Below are 25,800 nucleotides of genomic sequence, written 5' to 3'. Positions count from 1 at the left end.
ATCATGTTTCGTAATGTAGCGGAATTAGTAGAATTAGCAGAATCAAAGCAAAAAAAAATTTCAACGCTGATGATAGAACAGGAAATGGAAGTAACGGGAAAAAGCCGTGAAGAAATCATCAGCCAGATGGGAGTCAACCTGGATGTAATGGAACAGGCAGTTGAAAAAGGACTTCAAGGTGTCCGGTCCGTTTCAGGCCTGACTGGAGGGGATGCAGTCCTTCTTCAGACTTACATTAAATCAGGAAATTCCTTATCCGGTGAACTGCTGCTGGATGCGGTAAGCAAAGCGGTGGCAACAAACGAAGTGAACGCAGCCATGGGAACGATTTGTGCGACACCTACAGCTGGATCTGCCGGTGTTGTGCCTGGAACCCTTTTTGCTTTGCAAAATAAATTAAAGCCGAATCGGGAACAGAAAATCGAGTTCCTATTTACAGCAGGGGCGTTTGGTTTTGTTGTAGCGAATAATGCTTCGATCTCTGGAGCCGCAGGGGGCTGTCAGGCTGAAGTCGGTTCTGCTTCGGGCATGGCGGCGGCAGCCATCGTTGAAATGGCAGGAGGAACACCTGCACAAAGTGCAGAAGCGATGGCAATCACATTAAAGAACATGCTTGGCCTTGTGTGTGACCCTGTTGCTGGGCTTGTGGAGGTGCCTTGTGTGAAGCGTAATGCCATGGGTGCAGCCAATGCTATGGTTGCCGCAGATATGGCGCTAGCGGGGATCACAAGCCGCATACCGTGTGATGAAGTGATTGATGCGATGTACAAAATCGGGCAAACGATGCCATCGGCTCTAAGGGAAACTGCACAAGGAGGTTTAGCGGCTACACCGACTGGACGGGAGTTGGAAGCCAAAATCTTTGGCTTGCCGCTGAATAAGAAGTGAACACCGCTTTACAGGAACCGATAACAGCAGTAAAGGGCATTGGGGCCGAAACGGGGGCAGCTTTGGGGGAAATGGAGATCCATACCGTCGCGGATCTCCTTGAGCACCTCCCATATCGCTATGAAGATTACAGATTGAGGGATTTAGAAACGGTCGAGCATGATGAGCGGGTTACCATAGAAGGCAAAGTTCATACGGTGCCTACATTAGGGTACTTCGGAAAGAAAAAATCCAGGCTTACGATTAAAGTGTTAACTGGGAGATACTTAATAAATGTGATTTTTTTTAACCAGCCATATCTGAAGCCAAAGCTTGCGATAGGCGAAACCGTAACGGTAACAGGGAAGTGGGATCGTCATCGCCAAACCATTACAGGCTCGGAATGCCACGTTGGCGATCGTAGCCGGGAGAAAGAGTTCGAACCGGTATACTCAGTGAAGGGCAGCATTACTGTCAAAGGTATCCGTCGCTTTATCTCCAATGCATTTTCTGAATATGGGGCAATGATAGAAGAAAATCTGCCCCCGCAATTATTGTCGGCATACAAACTGATGCCGCGTAACGACGCTCTTCGTACCATGCATTTCCCTCAATCGGCCAATGAGGTGAAAAAGGCTCGCCGCCGTTTTGTGTATGAAGAATTTTTAATGTTTCAACTTAAAATGCAAGCACTTCGTAAAGTGCAGCGGGAGCAGTCAAAAGGAATTGGCCAGGAGTTTGACATGGAGCAGCTGGAAGCTTTTGTTGGAACTCTCCCTTTTCCTTTGACGAACGCTCAGAATAGGGTCGTCGAGGAAATAATGAATGACATGAAATCTCCCTACAGGATGAATCGCCTGCTTCAAGGGGATGTCGGGTCTGGAAAAACGGTGGTTGCCGCGATATGCCTGAAGGCGACGATTACAGCAGGTTTCCAAGGTGCATTAATGGTCCCGACGGAAATCTTGGCTGAGCAGCATACTCAATCGCTGAAGGCGATGTTGGAACCGAGTGGAGTGAAGGTCGCATTGTTGACAAGTTCGGTAAAAGGCAAAAAGCGCAAGGAACTATTGCAAATGCTGGAATCCGGGGAGCTGGATCTTTTGATAGGAACACATGCATTGATACAGGATGAAGTGAATTTTCGGAACCTGGGACTTGTCATAACGGATGAACAACATCGTTTCGGAGTGGAGCAGCGCCGGATCCTTCGAGAAAAGGGTACAAATCCAGATGTACTTTTCATGACGGCTACACCGATTCCGCGAACGCTAGCCATTACAGTGTTTGGGGAAATGGACGTCTCGACGATCGATGAAATGCCTGCCGGGCGTAAAGCGATAGAAACCTATTGGGCAAAACACCAAATGCTTGATCGGATCTTAACATTTGTCGAAAAGGAACTAAAGAAAGGGAGACAGGCTTACGTTATCTGTCCATTGATCGAGGAGTCGGAGAAACTGGATTCTTTACAGAATGTTCTCGATGTTCATGCAATGCTGACTCAATACTTTGCGAACAGGTACAAAGTGGGACTTATGCATGGCAGGCTGCCCGCGGATGAAAAAGACGAAGTGATGCAGCAGTTTAGTGCCAATGAAGCACAAATCCTTGTTTCCACGACGGTTGTCGAGGTTGGGGTGAATGTTCCAAATGCAACGGTAATGGTCATTTATGATGCTGAGCGCTTTGGGCTTTCACAGTTGCATCAGTTGCGCGGAAGGGTTGGACGGGGAAGCGATCAGTCCTTTTGCATCCTGCTGGCTGATCCGAAAACGGAAGTCGGTAAAGAACGGATGAAAATCATGACCGAGACAAACGATGGATTCGCCCTTTCCGAAAAAGATTTGGAACTGCGCGGTCCCGGGGACTTCTTCGGTAAAAAACAAAGCGGCCTTCCCGAGTTCAAGGTAGCCGACATGATCCATGATTACAGGACCTTGGAAGTGGCAAGGGAAGATGCTGCCAAATTGATTGCCTCCCAAAGCTTTTGGCATTCCCCTGAGTATGCACCGCTGCGGAACTACTTAGCGGAAACGGGAGTATTCACGGGGGAAAAGCTGGACTGAGCTGAATAAAAAAACCAATAGCAGATTGTGAGATTTTACTCAATATCTTGCAATCTGTTTTTAAAATATATATACTACTATTAGTACCTAGTCATAATACTACGGATGGTGACCTTCAAATGCGAAGAAATAAGAAGGAACGCCAGCAATTATTAATCGAAACGATTAAACAGAATCCTTTTGTAACGGATGAGGAGCTGGCTGAAAAATATTCGGTGAGCGTCCAGACCATTAGGCTTGACCGTCTTGAATTATCGATACCGGAATTGCGTGAACGTATTAAAAGCGTGGCCGAGAAAAAATTCAGTGACGAAATCAGGGCATTGCCTTTGGATGAAATCATCGGGGAAGTAATTGATCTTAATTTAGATGACAACGCAATTTCGATTTTGGATATAAATAAAGAGCATGTCTTTAAGCGGAATGGAATTGCAAGGGGACATCACCTTTTTGCCCAAGCAAATTCATTGGCTGTAGCAGTCATAAATGATGAATTGGCATTAACTGCGAAAGCATCCATTTTATTTACTCGTTCTGTAAAGGAAAATGAAAGAGTGGTAGCCAAAGCTAGGGTTAAAAACGTGGACCACACCAACGATCGTTCCGTGGTGGAGGTTAGAAGCTACGTAGGTAATGAACTGGTTTTTAAAGGCGAGTTCGAAATGTATCGCTCTTAACTTGCTAGTAAAGGATGAAAGAAAATGAAGATAACGATAGATGCAATGGGTGGCGATAATGCTCCCAAGGCACAGGTTTTGGGAGCGATGAAAGCTGTCGAGGCTTTTTCCGATGTGGAAATCACCTTAATAGGCAATGAATCGGAGATCAACCAATACTTAGCGAAACATGACCGTATAAAGGTTATACATACTGATGAAAAAATATTAAGCACCGATGAACCTGTTCGTGCGGTTCGCCGCAAGAAAAGCGCCTCGATGGTATTGGCTGCACAGCAAGTGGCTGACGGAGAATCGGATGCATGCATTTCTTCAGGCAATACGGGGGCCCTAATGGCTGCAGGCTTGTTTGTGGTCGGAAGGATAGAAGGCATTGAACGCCCGGCGTTGGCTCCAACCCTTCCGACAATCGATGGCAAAGGTTTTGTACTTCTGGATGTAGGCGCGAACTCCGATGCAAAACCGGAGCACCTCCTTCAATTCGCCATAATGGGGTCTGTTTATGCACAAAAAGTGCGGGGAATTGAAAAGCCCCGTGTCGGATTACTTAATATCGGAACAGAAGAAAAAAAAGGGAATGAACTGACTAAGCATGCCTTTACATTACTGCAGCAATCATCGGAGATATCCTTTATAGGCAATGTAGAGGCAAGGGACCTCCTAAGCGGGCCGGCAGATGTTGTCGTGACGGACGGCTTCACGGGAAATATGGTGTTAAAGACGCTTGAAGGTACTGCTATGGGTGTATTTAAAATGGTGAAGGCGGCCTTGATGAGCAACCTAAAGAGTAAGCTGGCTGCAGCAATGGTAAAGCCTGAACTAAAAGGCATAAAAAATAAAATGGATTACTCGGAGTATGGCGGTGCCGGCCTCTTCGGTTTGAAGGCACCTGTCATTAAGGCTCATGGTTCTTCAGATGCGAATGCAGTCTATAATGCAATACGCCAGACTCGCGATATGGTTGGAAATGACGTCATATCGACAATTGCGGAGACGATAGAAAAACAATAATAAATCATAGAGGCAGGGGAGTAACATATGGGTAAAATTGCTTTTGTCTTTCCAGGACAAGGATCTCAATCAATAGGAATGGGGCATGGCTTATTTCAGGAAAACGAGCGTGCTCAGCAAATTTTTCGATCAGCAGATGAAAAACTTGATTTTCCACTTTCCGAATTGATCTTTAATGGCACACAACAAGAATTAACGGTGACTTATAATGCACAGCCTGCTTTATTGACCACGAGTTATGCTTTTGTCAAAGAACTTGAAGAAGCGGGGATCAAACCCGATTTTACAGCAGGGCACAGTTTAGGTGAATATACGGCATTAGTGGCATCTGGCGCAATTTCTTTTGAAGATGCCGTATATACAGTGCGTAAACGTGGTGAATTCATGGAAGCTGCGGTACCGAATGGCCAAGGTTCAATGGCTGCAATATTGGGAATGGACCGTGAAGCTTTATCTGAAGTCACTTCTGAAATTACGGCCACTGGCGAATCCGTTCAATTGGCCAATATTAATTGTCCAGGGCAAATCGTCATTTCAGGCACCTCCGAAGGGGTTAAACTTGCAAGTGCAAAAGCCAAGGAAAATGGGGCTAAACGGGCTCTTCCTCTTGAAGTGAGTGGGCCGTTCCATTCGGAATTAATGAAACCGGCAGCAGAAAAGTTACAGGGGGTACTCGATGAAGTAAGCTTTAACCAGGCAGAAATTCCCGTCATTTCAAACGTAACGGCCAAGCCCATTACAGCACCTTCTGAAATTAAAGAAAAATTAATCGAACAGCTGTATTCACCGGTCCTTTGGGAAGACAGCGTGAAAAATCTGCTTGAATTGGGCGTGGATACGTTCATCGAGGTGGGCCCGGGGAAAGTATTGGGCGGATTGATAAAGAAAATCGACCGTTCCGTTCAAATTCATTCGGTTTCCGATATAGATACTCTAACTAAAACAATTGAAACATTGAAGGGGGTACAAGCATGATCCTCGAAGGTAAAAAAGCACTTGTAACGGGAGCTTCACGAGGTATTGGCAGGGAAGTTGCATTGGAACTTGCCCGTCAGGGAGCAGACGTTGCCATCAACTATTCCGGCAGTGAAGCTAAAGCAAATGAAGTGGTTGAAGAAATCAAGGCATTGGGCCGTAAAGCATTTGCCATCCAATGCGATGTTGCAAATAGTGACTCGGTGACAAGCATGATCAAAGAGGTCATAGAACAGTTTGACAGAGTGGATATCCTGGTTAATAATGCAGGTATCACACGTGATAACCTATTGATGCGTATGAAAGAAGATGAATGGGATTCTGTAATCAATACGAATCTTAAAGGCGTGTTCCTATGCACAAAGGCGGTTACAAGGCAAATGATGAAGCAGCGCAGCGGCAGGATCATCAATATGGCTTCGATCGTCGGCGTCAGCGGAAACGCAGGGCAAGCCAATTATGTTGCGGCTAAAGCTGGTGTGATCGGTTTGACTAAAACCACGGCAAAGGAACTTGCTTCAAGAGGCATTACGGTCAATGCGATTGCCCCAGGCTTCATCTCTACGGATATGACTGGGGAATTGCCTGCAGACGTCCAAAAAGCCATGCTGGACCAAATTCCGCTTGCACGGTTCGGTGACCCTAAAGATATTGCTGCAGTGGCGTCTTTCCTCGCTTCCGATGCAAGCAAATATATGACTGGGCAAACCCTTCATGTAGATGGCGGCATGGTCATGTAAGTTTTCTTTGATTTTTTTCGAAATTAATTTATAATGTCTTGAGGGGAGGTGAACACATTGGCAGATGTATTAGAAAGAGTAACTAAAATCGTTGTAGATCGTTTGAACGTAGAAGAATCAGAGGTAAAACTTGAAGCTTCTTTCAAAGAAGATCTTGGTGCCGATTCCCTGGATGTAGTTGAACTAGTCATGGAATTCGAAGACGAGTTTGATATGGAAATTTCGGACGATGACGCTGAAAAAATCGCCACAGTAGGTGATGCTGTGAATTACATACAAAGCACTATGTAATGAATTGTCATTTGACTAAAAGCTCCGTTTTTTAACGGGGCTTTCTCTTATTGCTAAAGAAGTTTGATGCCGCGTCAGTTAAGGGAATGAGCATGTACGGAGTAAGCACCGCCTGCATGGCAGTGGGCTTCTGCCATTAGTTTTCTTTAAGCGGATAATAATGTATGATGGTACATAGGAAAGCTTGACAGGAATTCCTGCCAGGTTTCTTTTTATATATTGGAAAAATATGCTTTTTGAACCGTTGTGGAGGGTTTTGTGTGATGCGTAGGAACGGAAATAATCGTAAACCATCAATCAAGGATAATAAATTTAAACAGTTGCAAGAAAATCTGGGTTTTCATTTTAAAGATGAAAATTTATTAAAACAAGCTTTTACACATTCATCTTATGTGAATGAGCATCGCCGTAAGCCTTATGAAGATAATGAAAGGCTTGAATTCTTGGGGGACGCTGTACTTGAACTGACCATCTCTAAATACTTATATCAAAAATATCCGATGATGAGCGAAGGGGAACTTACCAAACTGAGGGCAGCCATTGTGTGTGAGCCTTCACTTGTTGCTTTTGCCAATAGCCTTTCTTACGGGGAATATGTATTGCTCGGAAAAGGGGAAGAAATGACAGGCGGAAGAGAACGCCCTGCCATGCTTGCGGATGTATTCGAAGCCTATATTGGTGCTTTGTACCTTGATCAAGGATTAGAGTCAGTGGTGCAGTTTTTGACGAATGTCGTGTTTCCGAAGATAGACGAGGGTGCTTTTTCTCATGTGATGGATTATAAGAGCCAGCTTCAGGAGCTGATCCAGCGTGATGCCATCGGTGTCCTGCAATATAAGATCTTGCAGGAAAAAGGACCGGCTCATAATCGGGAGTTTGTTTCGACCGTTTCCTTGAATGGGGAAGAGCTGGGCTCTGGCATAGGAAAGTCCAAAAAAGAAGCGGAGCAGCATGCTGCCGAGCATGCATTGATCGTTTTAAAAGAAAAAAAATCAACAAGATAGTTGAACAGTAGAGGGGGAAAGGTCATGTTCCTCAAACGTTTGGACGTTGTAGGATTTAAATCTTTCGCAGAGAAAATTTCGATTGATTTTGTACCTGGTGTCACGGCAGTGGTTGGACCAAACGGAAGCGGTAAAAGTAATGTGACCGATGCAGTCCGATGGGTACTTGGAGAGCAGTCTGCGAAATCACTGCGTGGAGCAAAAATGGAAGATATCATCTTTTCGGGAAGTGACACGAGGAAGGCATTGAATTTTGCGGAAGTATCATTGACCCTTGATAACGAGACCAATTCCCTGCCGATTGATTTTCATGAAGTCAGTGTGACAAGACGTGTATATCGATCGGGAGAAAGTGAATTTTTCATTAATAATCAAGGTTGCCGTCTGAAAGACATCATAGACCTTTTCATGGATTCTGGTCTTGGGAGAGAAGCGTTTTCCATCATCAGCCAAGGGAAAGTGGAAGAAATCCTTAGCAGTAAGGCTGAAGAAAGACGAGTGATTTTTGAAGAAGCAGCCGGTGTCCTGAAGTATAAAACGAGAAAACGAAAAGCGGAATCGAAGCTGACGGAAACACAGGATAACTTAAACCGTGTCCATGATATCCTCCATGAATTGGAGGGGCAGGTGGAGCCGTTAAAAATTCAGTCTTCCCTCGCCAAGGAATTTTTGGCGAAGAAAGACGAGCTTGAGCAAATAGAAGTGGCTTTAACCGTTTTTGAAATAGAAGAACTTTATGGAAAATGGGAAAAACTATCACAGGAACTTGAAAAACATAATGAAATGGAAGAGCAAATGGCAGGACAGCTTCATGATAGGGAAGCGCATCTCAAAAAGCTAAGGGATAGTCTTGCGACGCTTGAGACATCGATCAATGGTCTTCAGGAAATTCTCCTGAATGCCAGCGAAGAACTTGAAAAGCTTGAAGGCCGTAAAGAAGTTTTGAAAGAACGGAAAAAAAATGCCGCCCAAAACAAGTCACAGCTGGAAAAAGCGATTGTGGAAGGTGAGGCTGCTGTCGAGCGTCTGTCTTTGCAAAAGGAAAGAGAAACGGAAATCCTGAATGCACTGAACTTGGAAGTCAAAGGGATATCTGAAACCTTACATGAAAAACAAAAAAGCCTGGGCCTATTCAATAGTGATATCGAAGCGATGATCGAAGCGAAAAAGAGTGACTATATCGAGTGGTTGAACAAGCAGGCATCGGCTAAAAACGAAAAACAATACCTGCTCCAGCAGCTAACACAGCAGGAACATAAAAATGCTAAACTGGACATGGAAAATGAAAAGTTCTTAACCGAAAGAATGGATATCACTGCTAAAAAAATGGAATATTCAAAGCTGATGGATAATATGACCAAGCAGCTTGAAGAGCATGTCTCTTATTTCCGAAATCAGCAGAATAAATTGAATGCCGCAAAAGATACGTATCAAAAACAAGAAACCACCCTTTATAAGGCCTATCAATTCCTTCAACAGGCAAAATCGCGTAAGGAACTGCTTGAAGAAATGGAAGATGATTATGCAGGCTTCTTTCAGGGTGTAAAAGAGGTTTTGAAAGCGAAAGAAACCCTTCAAGGCATTGAAGGGGCAGTTGCGGAATTGATAAAAGTTCCAAAGGAATATGAAACGGCCATCGAAACGGCTCTGGGCGGAGCGATGCAGCATGTTGTCGTGGAACGCGAAGAGCATGCACGGGAAGCCATTTCCTTCTTGAAGAAAAATAGGTATGGGCGTGCGACGTTCTTGCCTTTATCAGTCATAAAGGCAAGAGAGATATCAGCTAACCAATTATCGATGCTGAAGAGCCATTCAGCTTTTGTAGGGACTGGTTCCTCATTGATCCAATATGATGATAGGCATGCAGCGATTGCTGAAAACCTATTGGGAACCGTGATGATCACTACCGATTTAAAAGGTGCAAATGACCTGGCAAAAATGATGCAGCACCGTTTCCGCTTCGTAACACTTGAGGGGGATATCGTCAATCCAGGTGGTTCAATGACTGGTGGAGCCTTAAAGCAAAAAACGACCTCCCTGCTTTCAAGGAAAACGGAATTGGAAGAGCTTCAACAAAAACTTGCTGCCATGGAAGCTAAAACGAATCAGCTAGAAAAGCAAGTCAAACAGCTCAAAGTGGATGTGGGTGTTCAAGAGCAAACGCTTGAACAAACCAGAAAAACAGGAGAGAGACTTCGATTACAAGAACAAACCCTTAAGGGCGAACTCCGTGAAGTGGAGCTGCAGGAAAGAAATGTGAATGAACGGCTGCATCTTTATGATTTGGATAAAAATTCTTATTTAGAAGAACAACAGCAAAAAACAGCAAGACTTGAAGAGCTGGAAGAACTTTTGGACTCATGTAAATCGGAAATTGAAGGGCTTGACAGGTTGATTTCCCAAATGACCGAACAAAAGCAATCTCAACAATCCTCAAAAGAGAGCCTTGCTGAAGAAACGAATGAACTGAGGGTAATGCTTGCCTCTAAGCGTGGCCAGCTGCAAAACCAAAAAGAGAAGATGGAACGCATTGAATCGGATCTTTCAAAGGAAACAAGCAGGCTTGCCGAAAACAAAGATGATTTAGGGCTCCTGACCAATGAAATGACAGATAGTTCAAGCGGTGAAGAGTCACTGGAAGATATGGCTCAGCAGAAATTGCTCGACAAAAATGGGGCAATTGAAGGAATCACCATAAAAAAACAGGAAAAAAACGAGCTTCTTAAGGAAGTTGAATCGCTTGAACTGTCCTTGAAAGAAGAAAACCGACTTTATAGAGGCATTGTCGAAGTGATAAAGGATGAAGAAGTGAAATTAACTCGTCTGGATGTCGAACTGGAAAATCGTCTCGACCACTTGAGGGAAGAATATACCCTTTCCTTTGAAGGGGCTAAAGAACAGTATCCATTGATGATGCCTGCAGATGAAGCTCAAAAAAGAGTGAAGCTCATCAAACTTGCAATCGAGGAACTGGGGACGGTGAATCTAGGTGCAATTGATGAATACGCACGTGTAGCTGAACGCTATGAATTCCTTCTAAGTCAAAAGGAAGACCTTCAACAGGCGAAGGATACATTATTCCAAGTCATCGATGAAATGGATGATGAAATGAAACGGCGCTTTGCGGATACCTTCTATTCGATCCGTGAAGAATTCGAACAAGTCTTCAAAGCTTTATTTGGTGGAGGCAGAGCCGAGCTGAAGCTGACAAATCCGGATGATTTACTAAATACAGGGGTGGATATCATTGCACAGCCTCCCGGGAAAAAACTGCAAAATTTGAGCCTCTTATCCGGGGGAGAACGAGCATTGACAGCCATAGCCCTTTTATTCTCCATTCTAAAAGTGCGTCCGGTGCCTTTCTGTATTCTTGATGAAGTCGAGGCAGCGCTTGATGAGGCGAATGTTGTCCGGTTCAGTCAATTTTTAAGGAAGTTCAGCAGGGAAACGCAGTTCATCGTGATTACACACCGCAAAGGCACGATGGAAGAGGCAGATGTCCTATATGGCATAACGATGCAGGAGTCAGGCGTCTCCAAACTTGTTTCCGTCCGGATGGAAGAATCAGAAAACTTTATTGAAGTTTAAAATTCATGAATTAGAGGAAGTGGGACAATGAGTTTTTTCAAAAAGCTAAAAGAGAAATTTACGACCCAGGAAGAAAAAGAAAAAGAAAAATCAGTTGAAGCAGAAGTATCCATAGGGGAAAAATTCAAGCAAGGTTTGACAAAGACAAGGAATTCTTTTACTGGTAGGGTTAATGAACTTGTTGCCCGTTATCGGAAAGTGGATGAGGACTTTTTTGAAGAACTTGAAGAAATCCTGATACAGGCTGATGTAGGCTTCGATACTGTGATGGAACTGATTGATCAATTGAAAAGGGAAGTCAAGCTTCGCAATATCTCTGATACGAGGGAAGTGCAGTCCGTAATTTCCGAAAAGCTTGTGGAAATCTACCAAGGTGATGATGAAGCGACTTCAAGCCTGAATATACAAGAAGAAGGTTTGACGGTCATTTTGTTTGTAGGGGTTAATGGGGTAGGTAAAACGACGACCATTGGTAAACTTGCCCATAAATTCAAAACAGAAGGTAAGTCTGTCGTATTGGCTGCAGGGGATACCTTCCGTGCCGGTGCGATTGAACAGCTTGAGGTTTGGGGAGAGCGTGTCGGTGTCAGTGTAATCAAACAGGGTGAAGGATCTGACCCTGCTGCGGTCATGTTCGACGCCATTCAGGCCGCAAAGGCACGAAAAGCGGATATCTTGATCTGTGACACTGCCGGTCGCTTGCAGAATAAAGTGAATTTAATGAAGGAATTGGAAAAGGTGAAACGGGTAATTGAGCGTGAAGTACCAGGTGCACCCCACGAGGTATTGCTTGCCCTTGATGCTACAACTGGACAAAATGCCCTCATTCAGGCCAAGACATTCAAGGAAGCGACCAATGTTTCCGGTATTGTGTTAACAAAGCTTGATGGCACCGCAAAAGGCGGAATTGTATTGGCCATTCGCAACGAATTGGCCATTCCCGTTAAATTTGTCGGGCTAGGTGAAAAAATGGACGATCTACAGGAATTCGATGCTGAGAAATATGTTTATGGCCTTTTTGCCGATATCATCGATAAAGAAGAGGTTTAAGAAAAATTGTAGCCGGAAGAGATCATTCTCTTCTGGTTTTTTGTTCACTGTGCACATTAGGGTATCAATTGCATAAAGGTCTAAAAAGCGGAAAATGAAAAAAAAAATGCTTTGCAAGCAAGTGGTAAGGAGTTTAACTTGACATCAAATAAACAAGGCTTTACAATATAAACTTGTAAAGGGTTTTCACTTAACAGCAGGGAGGCTTGCTAAGATGCTTGAAAAGACAACGCGGATTAATTATTTGTATGACTTTTACCAATCGTTGTTAACAGAGAAGCAGCAGAGCTACATGTCCCTCTACTATCTGGATGATTACTCTCTTGGCGAGATTGCCGATGAATACGAAGTCAGTAGGCAGGCAGTCTATGATAATATAAAAAGAACAGAAGCGATGCTTGAGGAATATGAAGCAAAGCTATTGTTATTTCAAAAATTTCAAGAGCGTAACCAGTGGATTGCGAATATGAAGGGACTCATAGAAAAGGAATCCTTTTCAAAAGAGAAGCTGCTAGACGCAATCACAACGCTTGAGAAGTTGGATTAGGAGGCGGCAATATGGCATTTGAAGGATTGGCCGACCGACTGCAGAGCACGATGCAAAAGATCCGTGGAAAAGGGAAGGTCAACGAAGCGGACGTTAAAGAAATGATGCGTGAAGTTCGATTGGCCCTGCTTGAAGCGGATGTTAACTTTAAAGTCGTGAAGGATTTTGTAAAACGTGTCAGTGAACGTTCGGTAGGTCAGGAAGTGCTGAAAAGCTTAACCCCCGGTCAACAGGTAATAAAGGTAGTCAAGGAAGAATTGACGGAGCTGATGGGCGGCGAACAAAGCAAGATTGCCGTTGCCTCGAAACCACCGACTGTCATCATGATGGTAGGTCTTCAAGGTGCAGGTAAAACGACGACCACCGGAAAGCTTGCCAATCTTCTAAGGAAAAAATACAACCGCAAGCCATTGCTCGTTGCGGCTGATATTTACCGTCCGGCGGCGATTAAGCAGCTTGAAACACTTGGCAAACAATTAAGCATGCCTGTTTTCTCCCTTGGGGACCAGGTCAGTCCTGTTGAAATTGCCAAACAGGCAATTGAAAAAGCTAAGGAAGAACATCATGATTATGTGTTGATTGATACCGCAGGCCGCCTTCATGTTGATGAAAACTTGATGGGCGAACTGAAAGATATCAAAGAGTTGACAAAACCAGATGAAATCTTCCTGGTTGTCGATGCGATGACCGGTCAGGATGCGGTCAATGTAGCCCAAAGCTTCAATGAACAGCTAGGCCTGACAGGAGCCGTATTGACGAAACTTGATGGGGATACACGTGGTGGTGCGGCACTTTCGATTCGTTCGGTCACCAACACGCCGATTAAATTCGTCGGTATGGGTGAAAAATTGGATGCACTTGAAGCTTTCCATCCAGAACGGATGGCGTCAAGGATCCTCGGCATGGGTGATGTATTGACCCTTATCGAAAAAGCACAGGCCAATGTAGATGAAGAAAAAGCGAAAGAATTAGAGAAAAAGATGCGTACAGCCACTTTTACCTTTGATGATTTCCTTGATCAGCTCGGTCAGGTGCGGAATATGGGACCGCTTGATGATATTCTGAAAATGATTCCCGGTGCGAATAAAATGAAAGGGATGGACAACCTTCAGATCGATGAGAAACAAATCGGTCATGTTGAAGCTATCATCCGTTCAATGACAACGCATGAAAAGGAACATCCGGAAACCATGAATGCTTCCCGCAAGAAACGGATTGCCAAAGGAAGCGGCAGATCGATTCAGGAAGTGAACCGTCTACTGAAGCAATTCGAAGAAATGAAAAAGATGATGAAACAGGTTACGAACATGCAAAAAGGAAAGAAAAAGGGATTCAAATTCCCGTTCATGTAAGGTTTATTTTAGGTCAAAACTAAGGTGAAATACGGGTCGAAGCCATGTATTTCAACACTTTTTTTACCTGTTAAGAAAAAAACCTTTACAAACATGCAAGACATTTGATATTATACTATCTTGTGTGAAACTATTCGGAGGTGCTTATTTAAAATGGCAGTAAAAATTCGCTTAAAACGTATGGGAGCTAAAAAATCTCCTTTCTATCGTATTGTAGTTGCAGATTCTCGTTCACCACGTGACGGACGTTACATTGAAGTGGTAGGAACTTATAACCCGGTTGCTCAACCAGCAAAAGTTGAAATCAACGAAGAGCTTGCTCTTAAATGGTTACAAGATGGAGCTAAACCATCTGATACAGTTCGTAACTTATTCTCAACACAAGGCATCATGGAAAAATTCCATGTTGCAAAAAACAGCAAGTAATCGACGGTAGTTGATGAAAGCACTGATTGAAACGATTGTTTCAGCACTTGTGGATTATCCGGAAGAGGTCATCGTGACCTCCAAGGAAGAATCCGACCGGATTGTTTATATCCTCTCCGTTCATAAAGAGGATATGGGCAAGGTGATCGGTAAACAAGGGCGTGTTGCTAAGGCGATTCGGACTGTGGTATATGCAGCAGGATCTTCACAGCAGAAGAAAATCTATTTGGAGATTTCCGAATAAGGAGGGTTAATACCCCTCCTTTTTTTGTACTTCAAGAAAGCTTGGATCCCAATTGATCAAATTCGGGCTTTAAACTTTACGCCTTTTAAGACGCATCTTTTACCGATTTACGTTATACTTAAGAGAATGACCCCCATTTCAAAAAGATTACCCCATCATACATATTTTTAGAAGGAAATACGAAATCATAGATAATAGGAGGTGCTGGGATGAAAATTCTCCAAAATGTAATCGTTAACCAAGTATTAACGGAATCCAGCAAGAATCAGCTCCTCGAGAAATACAAGTCAAAACGCCTTCAGCTTCAAAAAGAAAGTGAACAACTTCGCTTTGAACTGAAAAAACTTGAAAAAACAAGAACTCTCCAACCTGCTAGTCTCCGTGCTCATTTTGAAAAAGAAATAAACCAGAGGCAAGAAAAAATTAAACTGCTTGAATTTCAAATGGAGCAGTTGGAGATCCTTCCCGCCGGAAGTGAATTGAAGGAACGGGAAGTTCAAAGTATCATTGATGTGGAAATTGGGGCAGATTGGGACGAAATCATGGCAACGAAGACCATTGTCATTAAAGATGGAATCGTCTCGGAAATTCGTTAGAGGTGAAAGAATGGAAAAATGGTTTAATGTAGGTAAAATTGTCAACACACATGGTCTTTTAGGAGAAGTCCGTGTTATTTCTTCAACAGACTTTCCAGAAAAACGATACAAAGTAGGAAATACTCTGTATTTGTTTAGGGACACGGAGAAAAAACCTTTGCCGCTTGTCATCAGGTCGCATCGCACCCATAAAAACTTTAACCTATTGACGTTCGAGAACTATTATAACGTCGGACAAGTCGAGGCTTTTAAAAACGGGGTCCTTAAAGTCAAGGAAGCACAGCTTGGTAAATTGGACGAAGGTGAGTTCTACTTCCATGAAATCATCGGCTGTTCGGTATTTACGGATGAAGGCATGGAAGTTGGGGAAATCATTGAGGTTCTTACGCCTGGTGCAAATGATGTTTGGGTCATAAAGAAAGCTGGCAGTAAGGACATTCTGATTCCGTATATTGAACAAATTGTAAAAGAAGTGGATATTTCCGCTAAAAAGGTCATCATTACACCGATGGAAGGACTTTTAGACTGATGAGAATCGATGTGCTTTCGCTTTTTCCAGAAATGTTCGAAGGGGTATTTGGTTCGTCAATCTTAAAAAAGGCTGCGGAAAAGCAGGCTGTCAGCTATAAGGTGACCAATTTCCGAGATTATGCAGATAATAAGCATTCGACGGTAGATGATTATCCGTATGGCGGCGGTGCTGGAATGGTATTGAAGGCACAGCCGATCTTTGATGCCGTGGAAGCTCTTAAAGGGCAAACTGAGCTAACCCCAAGGGTAGTCCTGCTTTGCCCCCAGGGAGAGCGTTACACGCAGAAAAAAGCCGAAGAGTTAGCTGCAGAGGAACATCTCATTTTCATTTGCGGACATTATGAAGGGTATGATGAGCGGATTCGGGAGCATGTCGTCACTGATGAAATATCGATAGGTGACTTTGTGCTTACAGGCGGGGAATTGGGCGCAATGGTCATTATTGACAGCGTTGTGCGCTTGCTGCCTGGCGTTCTTGGAAATGTTGACTCCCCGATTCTTGATTCGTATTCTTCTGGTTTGTTAGAGCATCCACATTATACTAGACCTGCAGATTTCCGGGGGATGAAAGTTCCCGATCCGCTAATATCCGGGAATCATAAGAGAATCGATGAATGGCGGATGAAAGAATCCCTGCGCAGAACCTGGATTCGACGTCCGGATTTGCTCGATAGTTATGAACTGTCGGAAGTCGAAGAAAAATTATTGTCCGAGATTAAAAAAGAAGACTGAAGTCTATTGCATCGACGTTTATAGTATGATAGGATATACCTTGTGACTTGGGCAAAATGCTCAGTCTTATAACGATGTTCCGCTGCAAACAATAAGTATTTGCAAGAGCGTCCAGGAGGAGTTGAAATCGATGCAAAATCTTATTAACGAAATCACAAAAGAACAACTTCGCTCAGATCTTCCATCATTCAGACCTGGTGACACAGTACGTGTACACGTAAAGGTTATTGAAGGAACTCGCGAACGTATCCAGTTGTTTGAAGGCGTTGTAATCAAACGTCGTGGCGGCGGAGTTAGTGAAACTTTCACAGTACGTAAGATCTCTTACGGCGTTGGAGTAGAACGTGCTTTCCCTGTTCACACACCAAAAATTGCGAAACTAGAAGTTATCCGTCACGGTAAAGTACGTCGTGCGAAACTTTATTACCTACGCGAACTTCGTGGTAAAAAAGCACGTATTAAAGAAATTCGTCGTTAATTCTTCGAATATCTTCATGCGGGTTTACCATGATCCACATAAGGTGAATAACCAAACAGTATCATGCAAAAAGGGAGCTTGTTTATCAGGCTCCCTTTTTGCACTTTAAGAAACGATGAATACACTTACGGTGAAAACTATATAGAATCCTGCTCGCTATAGCGTCCGCAACATGTTAAAATAATTGTTGATATGCTTCAAAAAGGGTGGGTAAGGATGGCGAAAAAGAAAAATGAATTGTGGGAATGGACAAAGGCGGTCATAATCGCGGTTATAGCGGCGACGTTGATTCGTTATTTCCTTCTGGCTCCTATTGTTGTGGACGGTAATTCCATGATGCCGACATTAAAGGATACCGACCGCATGATCGTTAATAAAATTTCCTATTCGATTGGCGAACCGAAAAGATTCGACATTATCGTTTTCGAAGCTCCAGAAGGCAAGGATTACATAAAGCGGGTCATCGGATTGCCAGGGGATAAAGTCGAATATAAAAATGATACTCTTTACGTGAATGGAAAAGCTTATGATGAGCCATACTTGGATGAATATAAAGAACAATTGATTGATGGCGGGGACTTGACGGAACCTTTTACATTAAGTGATGTCATAGATCAAGAAACGGTGCCTGAAGGCCACCTATTTGTCCTGGGGGATAATCGCCGTTTTAGTAAGGATAGCCGCCATATTGGCGTAGGTGTCGTTCCTTACGATAAAGTGTTAGGAAAAACTAAATTAGTTTATTGGCCGATCGAAGACTTTCGATTGGCGGAATAGTAGGAAGGTGCATTCCATTGACAATACAGTGGTTCCCTGGCCATATGGCCAAAGCAAGACGGGAAGTAACAGAGAAATTAAAACTGATCGACATCATCTTTGAACTTGTGGATGCCCGGATACCGGCATCTTCACGAAATCCGATGATCGATGAAATCATTCAGCATAAACCGAGGGTCATCCTTTTAAATAAAGCAGATATGGCCGATCCGGTAAAAACGAATATGTGGCTTGAACATTATAAATCGCAGGGGAAAACGGCGATAGCCATTAACTCACAGGCTGGAAACGGTTTAAACCAGATTACAGCTGCTTCAAAAAAACTTTTAAAAGAGAAATATGAGCGGATGGAATCAAGAGGAATAAAGCCGAGAGCGATCCGTGCCATGATAGTCGGCATTCCGAACGTGGGGAAATCGACTTTAATCAATCGACTTGCCAAAAAGAACATTGCCAAAACAGGGAATACGCCTGGCGTAACGAAAGCGCAGCAATGGATAAAAGTGGGTAAGGAATTGGAATTGCTCGACACGCCGGGGATTCTCTGGCCGAAATTCGAGGATCAAGAAGTAGGCTTGAAGCTGGCATTGACAGGTGCGATCAAGGATACGATTTTAAACTTGCACGAAGTCTCTTTATACGGTCTTCGCTTTTTGGAAAAAGAATATCCGGATAGGTTGAAATCCCGTTATAACCTGGATGTAATCCCGCAGGAAACGCTCGAATTGTTCGATGCGGTCGGAAAGTTCAGGGGCTGTTTAGCATCTGGGGGCTTCATCGATTATGACAAAACCGCAGAGTTGGTCGTACGTGAAATCCGTTCAGAAAAGATGGGTCCGCTTACGCTGGAGGTCCCTTTGGATTATGAAGAGAATGATATCCCCGAATAACATTAACCTGATTGTTGAAGACAATCAGTGAAAAGGATTGATACGGAGCTGGAGTTGGATGTCGAAAAGGCTTACTCTTTTTGATGTCTCTTTTCCGCTCCGTATTTTTGTCTGAACTGTAGAAAAGGGAGCAAGGCTGCCGATAATTAATATGATGGGTGATAACGATGATAACCGAAATGAGCATTAAGGAAATCTCCTCAAAGTTAAAGACAATAAGAGAGCCCGAAGATTTATTTTTACAGAAGTGCCGGGAGGACGGACGAAAGGGAGTGACCGACTTAGTCAGCAAATGGCAAAGAGCTTATGAAAAAGAACGACAGGTAAGGGATGCTTTCACGGAAATGACGGAGTTTGAACGTCAATTGCGAAAACAGGGGTTTTCCATTCTGGCTGGTATTGATGAAGTCGGAAGAGGACCTCTTGCAGGACCAGTTGTGACGAGTGCAGTCATCTTGCCTGAATCTTTTTATTTGCCTGGGCTTAATGATTCCAAAAAGATTCCAGAGGCAAAAAGGGAACTGTTTTATGAAATGATTTTTAAAGAAGCACTATCCATAGGTGTAGGTGTTGTACATAGCGAAGTAATTGATGAAATCAATATATATCAAGCTACGAAAAAGGCAATGGTGGCCGCATTGAACGATCTGTCGGAACTTCCTGATCATTTGTTGATCGATGCAATGGAACTGGATGTGCCGATTCCGCAGCTTTCGCTCATAAAGGGGGACGCAAGAAGCATTAGCATCTCTGCAGCATCCATAATAGCGAAAGTGACCCGTGATAGAATGATGAAGGAATATGGTGAGAAATATCCGGAATATGGTTTTGAAAAGCACATGGGTTACGGGACAAGCCAACATTTAGAAGCGCTCGACACGCACGGGCTTACACCTTGGCATAGAAGAAGTTTTGCACCAGTTAAGGAAATCGCTGCACGAACGAAGGATTAAGGGGGGATGAGTGGTGCAATCCATAACAAGCGGTCAACCGTTACCTTCACCGATTGAAATAAAAGGAACTGCGAGTTGGAAAAACGGGCAAATCCTTTTCGGAAAGGTGAATAAGGTTTTACCTAACCGAACGGCCGAGGTACAGATTGGCCATCAAAAAATGATTGCCACTCTAGATATCCCGCTTCGAACAGGAGAAAGGCATTGGTTTAAAGTGCAGCACCCAATTGAGGGGGGGCTCGTGTTAAAAGCTTTAAATTCCCCCGATTTGAACGATTCCGGCATAAAGGGAACGGCTGCAAAATTAATCGCTCATCTCGGCATAACGCCCGATCCGTCCGCAACTAAGCTTGCCGAATATCTCCTGACAAATCGCCTCCCGATAACCAAGGAAACTTTTCAGCCCGCCATGCAATGGTTAAAAGCTGCTGATGCTGCAGAAGTCGGTCTGCCTGTAATAAAAACGATGTTCATTCAGCAACTGCCTTTTGTAAAAGATGTATTTGAAGCATTATTTACACAGTTCAAAGGTGAACCTTTCCACAAACTCCTCAGTGGCTTCAGGCAAAAGCTGGAGGATGGTGGAGCAGTGACGAGGACTGCCGTCAAGCTGATGGAAGTATTGGACGCCTTCCATGTTGCTAAACAGAACCAGTTTCAACAAATCGGTTTGCAAAAACTAGTGACCACTTGGCTGGATTCCGATTCAACGTCACAAATGAAATCCGGTGCATTTTCCCTGCTTCAAAAGACGGGTTTCATACCAAAGGGAATGCCGGAATCTGTTTTTCTGGAAAATTTAATTGATGGAGCTGAGGCTAGGACAGGTATTGCTAAGAATTCAGCGGTTGATAAATTACACCAAGGATTGCAGCTGCTTTCCGAGGCAAAAAGCGGAGCATTTGCAAAAGTTGAAGAGATCGATACTGCTATTAATCGCATATTGAACGGTCATGAACATGTGGGGGCAAAACTGCCAATTAATATTCACTCGATGCCGAGAAACAACATTCCTGCAGAAAAACTTTCCTCTCTTGCCTTTCATTTACTCCAGGGTTCCTTTATCGAAGCAACAGCTAAAAAGGCAGTAGGCGGAAAAATGGAAGTGAATGACCTTATAGGCTACCTGAATAAGGACACAGATCAAGTAGCTGAGTCGAAGGGTAAGGCGGCTGAATTATTGTTTCAGTCGCTTAATAGGCTTCCTGAGGCCCAATACGCTAAGATTAATGAGAAGCTGGTCCTTTCACATGTATTGGAAGCTGAGTTTCAAACAATCGATTTCACCGATGGACCTTCTGTTGCTCATCAACTGAAAGAAATGACCAAGATCCTTGGTCTTCAGCTGGAACATGCACTCATTAACCTTTCAGGGGTTGATATGGCGGAGTTCCCAAAGGATCTGGAGACACTTAAACCGCTGCTGCTTAAATTGCTGAATGAGCAAATTTCGGCATCTACGAAGGAGATGGCAGAACAAATCCTAAATCGGATTACGGCGCAACAGATCCTTTCACAGGAAAATGGACCGATTCAGCATTTACTTCTTACACTTCCACTCAATCTGGGGCCTGCTCAAACGGACCTGACTTTACAATGGAGCGGAAGAAAAACAAAAGATGGCAAAATTGACCCGGATTACTGCCGTGTCCTATTTTATTTAGAATTGGAACGCCTTAAAGAGACGGTCATCGACATGCAGGTTCAAAACCGAATCATCAAAGTGACGGTCGTCAATGGGAATGGCGCTGTCCTTGAAGGGGCAGCCGGCCAATATCTTGACATCCTGAGAGAGAACCTCGAAAAAATGGATTACAGATTGTCAGGGGTTTCCTTTGTAAATCCTGTGAATGAAAAAGAGCGGGATCATGGGTTGAAACCGGTTCCTTTTTCAGTAGCCGGTTCGTATAGTGGAGTGGATATTCGAATATGATGAATGATAAACGAAAAGAAGCGATTGCATTAAGGTATGATCAAAAGACATCTAAAGCGCCCGTCATATTGGCGAAGGGAAAAGGTAAAACGGCTGAAAAAATTCTGGAGAAGGCGAAGAAACTGGATATACCGGTCCAAAGGGACGAATCGCTTGCTGCACTATTAGGTCAATTGGATATAAATCAAACGATTCCGGAAGAATTGTATGGAGCTGTTGCAGAGGTATTCGCATTCATTTATAAAGTTGACAAGGACATGAATCGATAGTTTCCTAATTTATCCAGGCGGTATCGCTAAATGGATCACTGTTGGTTTATGTAGAATATTAGGGAAATGACTGACGAATTTTCATTATATTAAAAGAATAATAACATATTTACAAAAGGACAAGGCTATTGCTTTGTCCTTTTGCTTTTCCTTTGGACCAAGACAAGGATAATTGTGATTTTTCAATGAAAGGACTTCTGAATTGTTATGTTGAAAAGGCTTTCATGGAAGCGTTTTTAGAAGATTAATTAACTGTGGTGATTTTTTTGAAAATAGATTTTCAGAACTAAAATATATGAATTCAATAAGAAAAAACACAACGGCGAAGAAGGTTTTTTCCATTTTAAACAAGGATATAGAAGTATATTATAATAATATTTTAAAAATTATGTGAAAGAAAATTATGCACGAAGGAGAATTTTGTTGTAATATAGTAGAGAAATCACGCATTAAATTTCAAAGTCGTTTTTTAGTAGATAAGGAGGATGGGAAATGAATATCCATGAGTATCAGGGGAAAGAGATATTGCGACAATACGGGGTATCCGTTCCAAATGGCCGGGTTGCCTTTACTGTTGATGAAGCAGTGGAAGCAGCGAAGGAGTTAGGTACGGAAGTTGTTGTCGTCAAAGCTCAAATTCATGCGGGTGGCCGCGGGAAAGCCGGCGGAGTCAAGGTAGCGAAGAATCTTGATGAAGCACGTACATATGCAGAAGAGATTCTTGGCAAGACGTTGGTGACCCATCAAACAGGTCCTGCAGGCAAGGAAGTTAAGCGTTTACTTATTGAAGAAGGCTGCGACATTACGAAAGAGTATTATATCGGGCTGGTCCTTGACCGTGCTACGGACAGTGTCGTATTGATGGCTTCTGAAGAAGGCGGAACGGAAATTGAGGAAGTGGCCGAAAAGACACCAGAGAAAATTTTCAAAGAAGTAATCGATCCGGTTGTCGGCCTGACTGGTTTCCAGGCACGGAGGATTGCATTCAATATCAATATTCCGGCTCCACTTATAAATAAAGCTTCCAAACTGATGGTTAACTTATATACAGCTTTCGTTGATAAAGATTGCTCAATCGCAGAAATCAACCCATTAGTAGTAACGGGCGACGGCGATGTAATGGCGCTTGATGCTAAATTGAACTTCGATGATAATGCGATTTACCGCCATAAAGACATCGCGGAGTACCGTGACTTGGATGAAGAGGATGCGAAAGAGATTGAAGCATCAAAACATGGCCTTAGTTACATATCGCTTGACGGAAATATCGGATGCATGGTTAATGGTGCCGGTCTTGCTATGGCGACGATGGACATCATTAAACATTATATGGGAGATCCGGCTAACTTCCTTGACGTTGGTGGCGGCGCCACTGAGGAAAAAGTGAAAGAGGCTTTCAAAATCATCCTTTCCGATCAAAATGTTAAAGGCATCTTCGTTAATATCTTCGGAGGAATCATGAAATGTGACATCATCGCTACAGGCGTCGTGGCTGCTGCTAAAGAGCTTGGTCTGGATGTCCCTCTTGTTGTTCGTCTTGAAGGAACGAATGTGGACCTTGGCAAAAAGATTCTAAAAGAGTCAGGTTTAAATATTACGTCTGCTGAATCAATGGCAGATGGAGCACAAAAAATAGTATCACTTGTAGGATAATAGGCAGGGGGGAACATAATGAGCGTTTATATTAATAAAGATACGAAAGTGATCGTTCAGGGAATCACTGGTGCAACAGCATTATTTCATACAAAACAAATGTTGGAATACGGCACGAAAATCGTTGGAGGAGTCACTCCGGGTAAAGGTGGAACAGAAGTGGAAGGGGTACCTGTATTCAATACAGTTTCCGAAGCTGTCACTGAAACCGGAGCGAATGCATCTGTTATCTATGTACCGGCTCCATTTGCTGCCGATGCAATTCTAGAAGCCGTAGACGCAGAACTTGATCTTGTCATTTGTATCACGGAACATATTCCTGTCCTGGATATGGTCAAGGTGAAGCGCTACATGGAAGGCAAAAAAACTCGCTTGATCGGACCGAACTGCCCAGGTGTCATTACTCCTGAAGAGTGTAAGATTGGTATTATGCCAGGGTATATTCACAAAAAAGGCCATGTAGGTGTAGTTTCACGTTCGGGAACTTTGACGTATGAAGCCGTTCACCAATTATCGCAAGCAGGCATTGGACAATCTTCGGCTGTCGGCATCGGTGGAGATCCCGTTAACGGAACGGATTTCATTGATGTTTTGAAAGCATTCAATGAAGATCCGGAAACACATGCGGTGATCATGATCGGGGAAATCGGTGGAACGGCAGAAGAAGAAGCAGCAATCTGGGTGAAGGAAAATATGACTAAGCCAGTTGTTGGTTTCATTGGTGGCCGTACGGCTCCAGCCGGTAAACGCATGGGTCATGCCGGTGCCATTATCTCAGGAGGAAAAGGGACTGCTGACGAGAAAATCCGCGTTATGAACGAATGTGGAATTAAAGTTGCCGAAACTCCATCCGTAATGGGTGAAACATTGATCTCCGTCTTGAAAGAAAAAGATATTTACGAACCTTGTAAAACACATTGATTCAAGCTGGGCCGACCTTTTTTTGGGTCGGCCTTTTTCCCTTCCAATTTCCTCGGGAGACACCAAGTACATCACTATCAACCTACTTTAAAAAAATATCCGATTAGGGGCGTTTTCAATTGAATAAAAAAGAAAAGTTAATCCATCTCCATCATTGCCGCGGAGCAGGATGGAAAACAATCCAAATCATCATGTCCAAAGACCCGTCATTATCTTCCCTGTTCACGACGAATCACGCTGAATGGGCAAAAATGCTCCCTATCCCTTCAAATAAGCTCACCCCCTTTCTCAAAGATTTACATTCCCTCCATACCATCGATAAACTTAAAATATACGAAGATAACCAAATTCATTGTTTGACGATCTTCGATGATGATTACCCTTTTTTGCTGAAGCAAATATTCGATCCTCCGTGGGTTCTTTATTATAAAGGCGATAAGAGGCTTTTAACAAGGAAGAATACGCTAGGTGTTGTTGGAACACGTAAGCCAACCTCGTATGGTCTGGAGGCCTTAAAAACGATTCTATTACCGCTTATAAAGAAAAAGTTCGTGATCATAAGTGGAGTGGCGGCTGGAATCGATGCAGAGTCACATAAGATCACATTAAGTGAATGCGGGGATACGATTGGGATTTTAGGAGGGGGACTTATGAAAATATATCCAAAATCCAATATACCCCTTGCTGAAGAAATCATTGAAAAAGGCTTGCTTTTATCTGAGACTCCACCGGAATTGAGGGCGGAACCTTGGATGTTTCCGCTTCGGAATCGAATCATCAGTGGATTATCACAGGGAGTATTCGTGGTCGAGGCAAAAGAAAGAAGCGGATCCCTTATTACGGCCCAAGCTGCATTGGAACACGGCAGGGATGTGTTTGCGCTTCCTGGTAATGTTACGAGCCCTGAATCGCTGGGGACCAATCAATTGATTTCTGATGGTGCCAAACTTGTTTTGAGTGCCAGGCAGATCGAGGAAGAGTTTTGAACAATATAATATAGAAGATAGACGGAGAATCAAACGGAAAAATAATGAAAAAAAGGTGGTTTTTTAAAAGGATGGGTTGAATTATTAGACAAAAAGGTTGAAAATATTGTAAAACTGTTATAAGTTTTGCAAATGGCACCTCTTGTCAAAATACCGATAATTAAATGAATCAGTAAGCTTTGAAAAGTAAAGAGGTGTTGACAAATGATTTTTGAATGATTAATAATAGTGAAGATTTAT

At 43.3% G+C, this 25,800-nt stretch carries 26 protein-coding genes; all 26 read left to right on the top strand.

Annotation, left to right across the window (positions count from 1 at the left end; genetic code table 11):
• Positions 1-3 precede the first annotated feature (3 nt).
• Entirely contained in the window at positions 4-888 is an 885-nt protein-coding gene (gene sdaAA / locus MPH60_RS14395) for an L-serine ammonia-lyase, iron-sulfur-dependent, subunit alpha (RefSeq protein ID WP_241591117.1), read from the top strand.
• On the top strand, positions 885-2,936 hold the full coding sequence (gene recG / locus MPH60_RS14390; RefSeq protein ID WP_241591119.1) for an ATP-dependent DNA helicase RecG: 2,052 nt from the start codon (positions 885-887) through the stop codon (positions 2,934-2,936). Before sdaAA ends, recG begins: the two co-directional genes overlap by 4 nt.
• A 119-nt stretch (positions 2,937-3,055) precedes the next feature.
• Positions 3,056-3,613: a transcription factor FapR gene (fapR, locus tag MPH60_RS14385; RefSeq protein ID WP_034313744.1), complete on the top strand. Its 558-nt coding sequence runs from the start codon at positions 3,056-3,058 to the stop codon at positions 3,611-3,613.
• A 24-nt stretch (positions 3,614-3,637) separates the two neighbouring features.
• A complete protein-coding gene (gene plsX / locus MPH60_RS14380) occupies positions 3,638-4,624 on the top strand; it encodes a phosphate acyltransferase PlsX (protein ID WP_241591121.1) in 987 nt (328 codons plus the stop codon).
• A 27-nt stretch (positions 4,625-4,651) separates the two neighbouring features.
• Entirely contained in the window at positions 4,652-5,599 is a 948-nt protein-coding gene (gene fabD / locus MPH60_RS14375; RefSeq protein WP_241591122.1) for an ACP S-malonyltransferase, read from the top strand.
• The gene (gene fabG, locus MPH60_RS14370; protein ID WP_241591124.1) at positions 5,596-6,339 is read left to right on the top strand and encodes a 3-oxoacyl-[acyl-carrier-protein] reductase; all 744 of its coding nucleotides are present in this window, start codon (positions 5,596-5,598) and stop codon (positions 6,337-6,339) included. Before fabD ends, fabG begins: the two co-directional genes overlap by 4 nt.
• Positions 6,340-6,396: 57 nt before the next feature.
• Complete coding sequence (locus MPH60_RS14365; protein ID WP_034313729.1) at positions 6,397-6,630, top strand: acyl carrier protein; 234 nt, start codon at positions 6,397-6,399, stop codon at positions 6,628-6,630.
• Positions 6,631-6,893: 263 nt separating this feature from the next.
• Positions 6,894-7,634, top strand: coding sequence for a ribonuclease III (gene rnc, locus MPH60_RS14360; RefSeq protein WP_241591303.1), 741 nt, complete (start codon positions 6,894-6,896; stop codon positions 7,632-7,634).
• Positions 7,635-7,658: 24 nt separating this feature from the next.
• Entirely contained in the window at positions 7,659-11,222 is a 3,564-nt protein-coding gene (gene smc / locus MPH60_RS14355; protein ID WP_241591126.1) for a chromosome segregation protein SMC, read from the top strand.
• A 27-nt stretch (positions 11,223-11,249) separates the two neighbouring features.
• Positions 11,250-12,272: a signal recognition particle-docking protein FtsY gene (ftsY, locus tag MPH60_RS14350; RefSeq protein WP_241591128.1), complete on the top strand. Its 1,023-nt coding sequence runs from the start codon at positions 11,250-11,252 to the stop codon at positions 12,270-12,272.
• A gap of 214 nt (positions 12,273-12,486) precedes the next feature.
• On the top strand, positions 12,487-12,819 hold the full coding sequence (locus MPH60_RS14345; RefSeq protein WP_034313718.1) for a putative DNA-binding protein: 333 nt from the start codon (positions 12,487-12,489) through the stop codon (positions 12,817-12,819).
• Positions 12,820-12,830: 11 nt separating this feature from the next.
• A complete protein-coding gene (gene ffh, locus MPH60_RS14340) occupies positions 12,831-14,171 on the top strand; it encodes a signal recognition particle protein (protein ID WP_101224630.1) in 1,341 nt (446 codons plus the stop codon).
• A 153-nt stretch (positions 14,172-14,324) separates the two neighbouring features.
• Complete coding sequence (gene rpsP / locus MPH60_RS14335; protein WP_048684918.1) at positions 14,325-14,597, top strand: 30S ribosomal protein S16; 273 nt, start codon at positions 14,325-14,327, stop codon at positions 14,595-14,597.
• 13 nt (positions 14,598-14,610) lie between these two features.
• Positions 14,611-14,841, top strand: a complete 231-nt coding sequence (locus tag MPH60_RS14330; RefSeq protein ID WP_048684915.1) for a KH domain-containing protein — start codon at positions 14,611-14,613, stop codon at positions 14,839-14,841.
• A 209-nt stretch (positions 14,842-15,050) separates the two neighbouring features.
• Positions 15,051-15,437 (top strand): YlqD family protein, encoded by a 387-nt coding sequence (locus MPH60_RS14325; RefSeq protein ID WP_034313711.1) that lies wholly within the window; start codon positions 15,051-15,053, stop codon positions 15,435-15,437.
• Positions 15,438-15,447: 10 nt separating this feature from the next.
• Positions 15,448-15,966: a ribosome maturation factor RimM gene (gene rimM / locus MPH60_RS14320; protein ID WP_214750782.1), complete on the top strand. Its 519-nt coding sequence runs from the start codon at positions 15,448-15,450 to the stop codon at positions 15,964-15,966.
• Positions 15,966-16,700: a tRNA (guanosine(37)-N1)-methyltransferase TrmD gene (gene trmD / locus MPH60_RS14315; protein WP_241591131.1), complete on the top strand. Its 735-nt coding sequence runs from the start codon at positions 15,966-15,968 to the stop codon at positions 16,698-16,700. Before rimM ends, trmD begins: the two co-directional genes overlap by 1 nt.
• 130 nt (positions 16,701-16,830) lie before the next feature.
• Complete coding sequence (rplS, locus tag MPH60_RS14310) at positions 16,831-17,178, top strand: 50S ribosomal protein L19 (RefSeq protein WP_034313702.1); 348 nt, start codon at positions 16,831-16,833, stop codon at positions 17,176-17,178.
• Between the two features lie 216 nt (positions 17,179-17,394).
• Positions 17,395-17,955 carry a signal peptidase I gene (lepB, locus tag MPH60_RS14305; protein WP_241591133.1) on the top strand — a complete coding sequence of 187 codons (561 nt, stop codon included), beginning with the start codon at positions 17,395-17,397 and terminating at the stop codon, positions 17,953-17,955.
• A 17-nt stretch (positions 17,956-17,972) separates the two neighbouring features.
• Entirely contained in the window at positions 17,973-18,845 is an 873-nt protein-coding gene (gene ylqF, locus MPH60_RS14300) for a ribosome biogenesis GTPase YlqF (RefSeq protein ID WP_241591136.1), read from the top strand.
• Positions 18,846-19,015: 170 nt separating this feature from the next.
• A complete protein-coding gene (locus MPH60_RS14295) occupies positions 19,016-19,798 on the top strand; it encodes a ribonuclease HII (protein ID WP_241591305.1) in 783 nt (260 codons plus the stop codon).
• A gap of 13 nt (positions 19,799-19,811) precedes the next feature.
• Positions 19,812-21,731 carry a hypothetical protein gene (locus MPH60_RS14290; RefSeq protein WP_241591137.1) on the top strand — a complete coding sequence of 640 codons (1,920 nt, stop codon included), beginning with the start codon at positions 19,812-19,814 and terminating at the stop codon, positions 21,729-21,731.
• A complete protein-coding gene (locus MPH60_RS14285; protein WP_387548049.1) occupies positions 21,728-22,000 on the top strand; it encodes an EscU/YscU/HrcU family type III secretion system export apparatus switch protein in 273 nt (90 codons plus the stop codon). Before MPH60_RS14290 ends, MPH60_RS14285 begins: the two co-directional genes overlap by 4 nt.
• 492 nt (positions 22,001-22,492) lie before the next feature.
• A complete protein-coding gene (sucC, locus tag MPH60_RS14280; protein ID WP_241591139.1) occupies positions 22,493-23,653 on the top strand; it encodes an ADP-forming succinate--CoA ligase subunit beta in 1,161 nt (386 codons plus the stop codon).
• A gap of 18 nt (positions 23,654-23,671) precedes the next feature.
• Entirely contained in the window at positions 23,672-24,574 is a 903-nt protein-coding gene (sucD, locus tag MPH60_RS14275; protein WP_241591141.1) for a succinate--CoA ligase subunit alpha, read from the top strand.
• A gap of 119 nt (positions 24,575-24,693) precedes the next feature.
• On the top strand, positions 24,694-25,560 hold the full coding sequence (gene dprA / locus MPH60_RS14270; protein WP_241591143.1) for a DNA-processing protein DprA: 867 nt from the start codon (positions 24,694-24,696) through the stop codon (positions 25,558-25,560).
• Positions 25,561-25,800 lie beyond the last annotated feature (240 nt).

The sequence above is a fragment of the Peribacillus sp. Aquil_B1 genome (assembly GCF_022603275.1).
Taxonomy (GTDB): domain Bacteria; phylum Bacillota; class Bacilli; order Bacillales; family DSM-1321; genus Peribacillus.
The sequence above is the reverse complement of the archived record's forward strand: the minus strand, read 5'-3'. Positions and strand labels throughout refer to the sequence as shown.

Excerpts from the sequence above, each read along its gene's own strand:
- MPH60_RS14285 (WP_387548049.1), top strand. The coding sequence starts at position 21,728 with ATGATGAATGATAAACGAAAAGAAGCGATTGCATTAAGGTATGATCAA.
- sdaAA (WP_241591117.1), top strand. The coding sequence starts at position 4 with ATGTTTCGTAATGTAGCGGAATTAGTAGAATTAGCAGAATCAAAGCAA.
- MPH60_RS14345 (WP_034313718.1), top strand. The coding sequence starts at position 12,487 with ATGCTTGAAAAGACAACGCGGATTAATTATTTGTATGACTTTTACCAA.
- rpsP (WP_048684918.1), top strand. The coding sequence starts at position 14,325 with ATGGCAGTAAAAATTCGCTTAAAACGTATGGGAGCTAAAAAATCTCCT.
- trmD (WP_241591131.1), top strand. The coding sequence starts at position 15,966 with ATGAGAATCGATGTGCTTTCGCTTTTTCCAGAAATGTTCGAAGGGGTA.
- MPH60_RS14325 (WP_034313711.1), top strand. The coding sequence starts at position 15,051 with ATGAAAATTCTCCAAAATGTAATCGTTAACCAAGTATTAACGGAATCC.
- smc (WP_241591126.1), top strand. The coding sequence starts at position 7,659 with ATGTTCCTCAAACGTTTGGACGTTGTAGGATTTAAATCTTTCGCAGAG.
- sucC (WP_241591139.1), top strand. The coding sequence starts at position 22,493 with ATGAATATCCATGAGTATCAGGGGAAAGAGATATTGCGACAATACGGG.
- fapR (WP_034313744.1), top strand. The coding sequence starts at position 3,056 with ATGCGAAGAAATAAGAAGGAACGCCAGCAATTATTAATCGAAACGATT.
- ftsY (WP_241591128.1), top strand. The coding sequence starts at position 11,250 with ATGAGTTTTTTCAAAAAGCTAAAAGAGAAATTTACGACCCAGGAAGAA.
- MPH60_RS14330 (WP_048684915.1), top strand. The coding sequence starts at position 14,611 with ATGAAAGCACTGATTGAAACGATTGTTTCAGCACTTGTGGATTATCCG.
- rimM (WP_214750782.1), top strand. The coding sequence starts at position 15,448 with ATGGAAAAATGGTTTAATGTAGGTAAAATTGTCAACACACATGGTCTT.
- lepB (WP_241591133.1), top strand. The coding sequence starts at position 17,395 with ATGGCGAAAAAGAAAAATGAATTGTGGGAATGGACAAAGGCGGTCATA.
- plsX (WP_241591121.1), top strand. The coding sequence starts at position 3,638 with ATGAAGATAACGATAGATGCAATGGGTGGCGATAATGCTCCCAAGGCA.
- rplS (WP_034313702.1), top strand. The coding sequence starts at position 16,831 with ATGCAAAATCTTATTAACGAAATCACAAAAGAACAACTTCGCTCAGAT.
- sucD (WP_241591141.1), top strand. The coding sequence starts at position 23,672 with ATGAGCGTTTATATTAATAAAGATACGAAAGTGATCGTTCAGGGAATC.
- fabG (WP_241591124.1), top strand. The coding sequence starts at position 5,596 with ATGATCCTCGAAGGTAAAAAAGCACTTGTAACGGGAGCTTCACGAGGT.
- fabD (WP_241591122.1), top strand. The coding sequence starts at position 4,652 with ATGGGTAAAATTGCTTTTGTCTTTCCAGGACAAGGATCTCAATCAATA.
- rnc (WP_241591303.1), top strand. The coding sequence starts at position 6,894 with ATGCGTAGGAACGGAAATAATCGTAAACCATCAATCAAGGATAATAAA.
- ffh (WP_101224630.1), top strand. The coding sequence starts at position 12,831 with ATGGCATTTGAAGGATTGGCCGACCGACTGCAGAGCACGATGCAAAAG.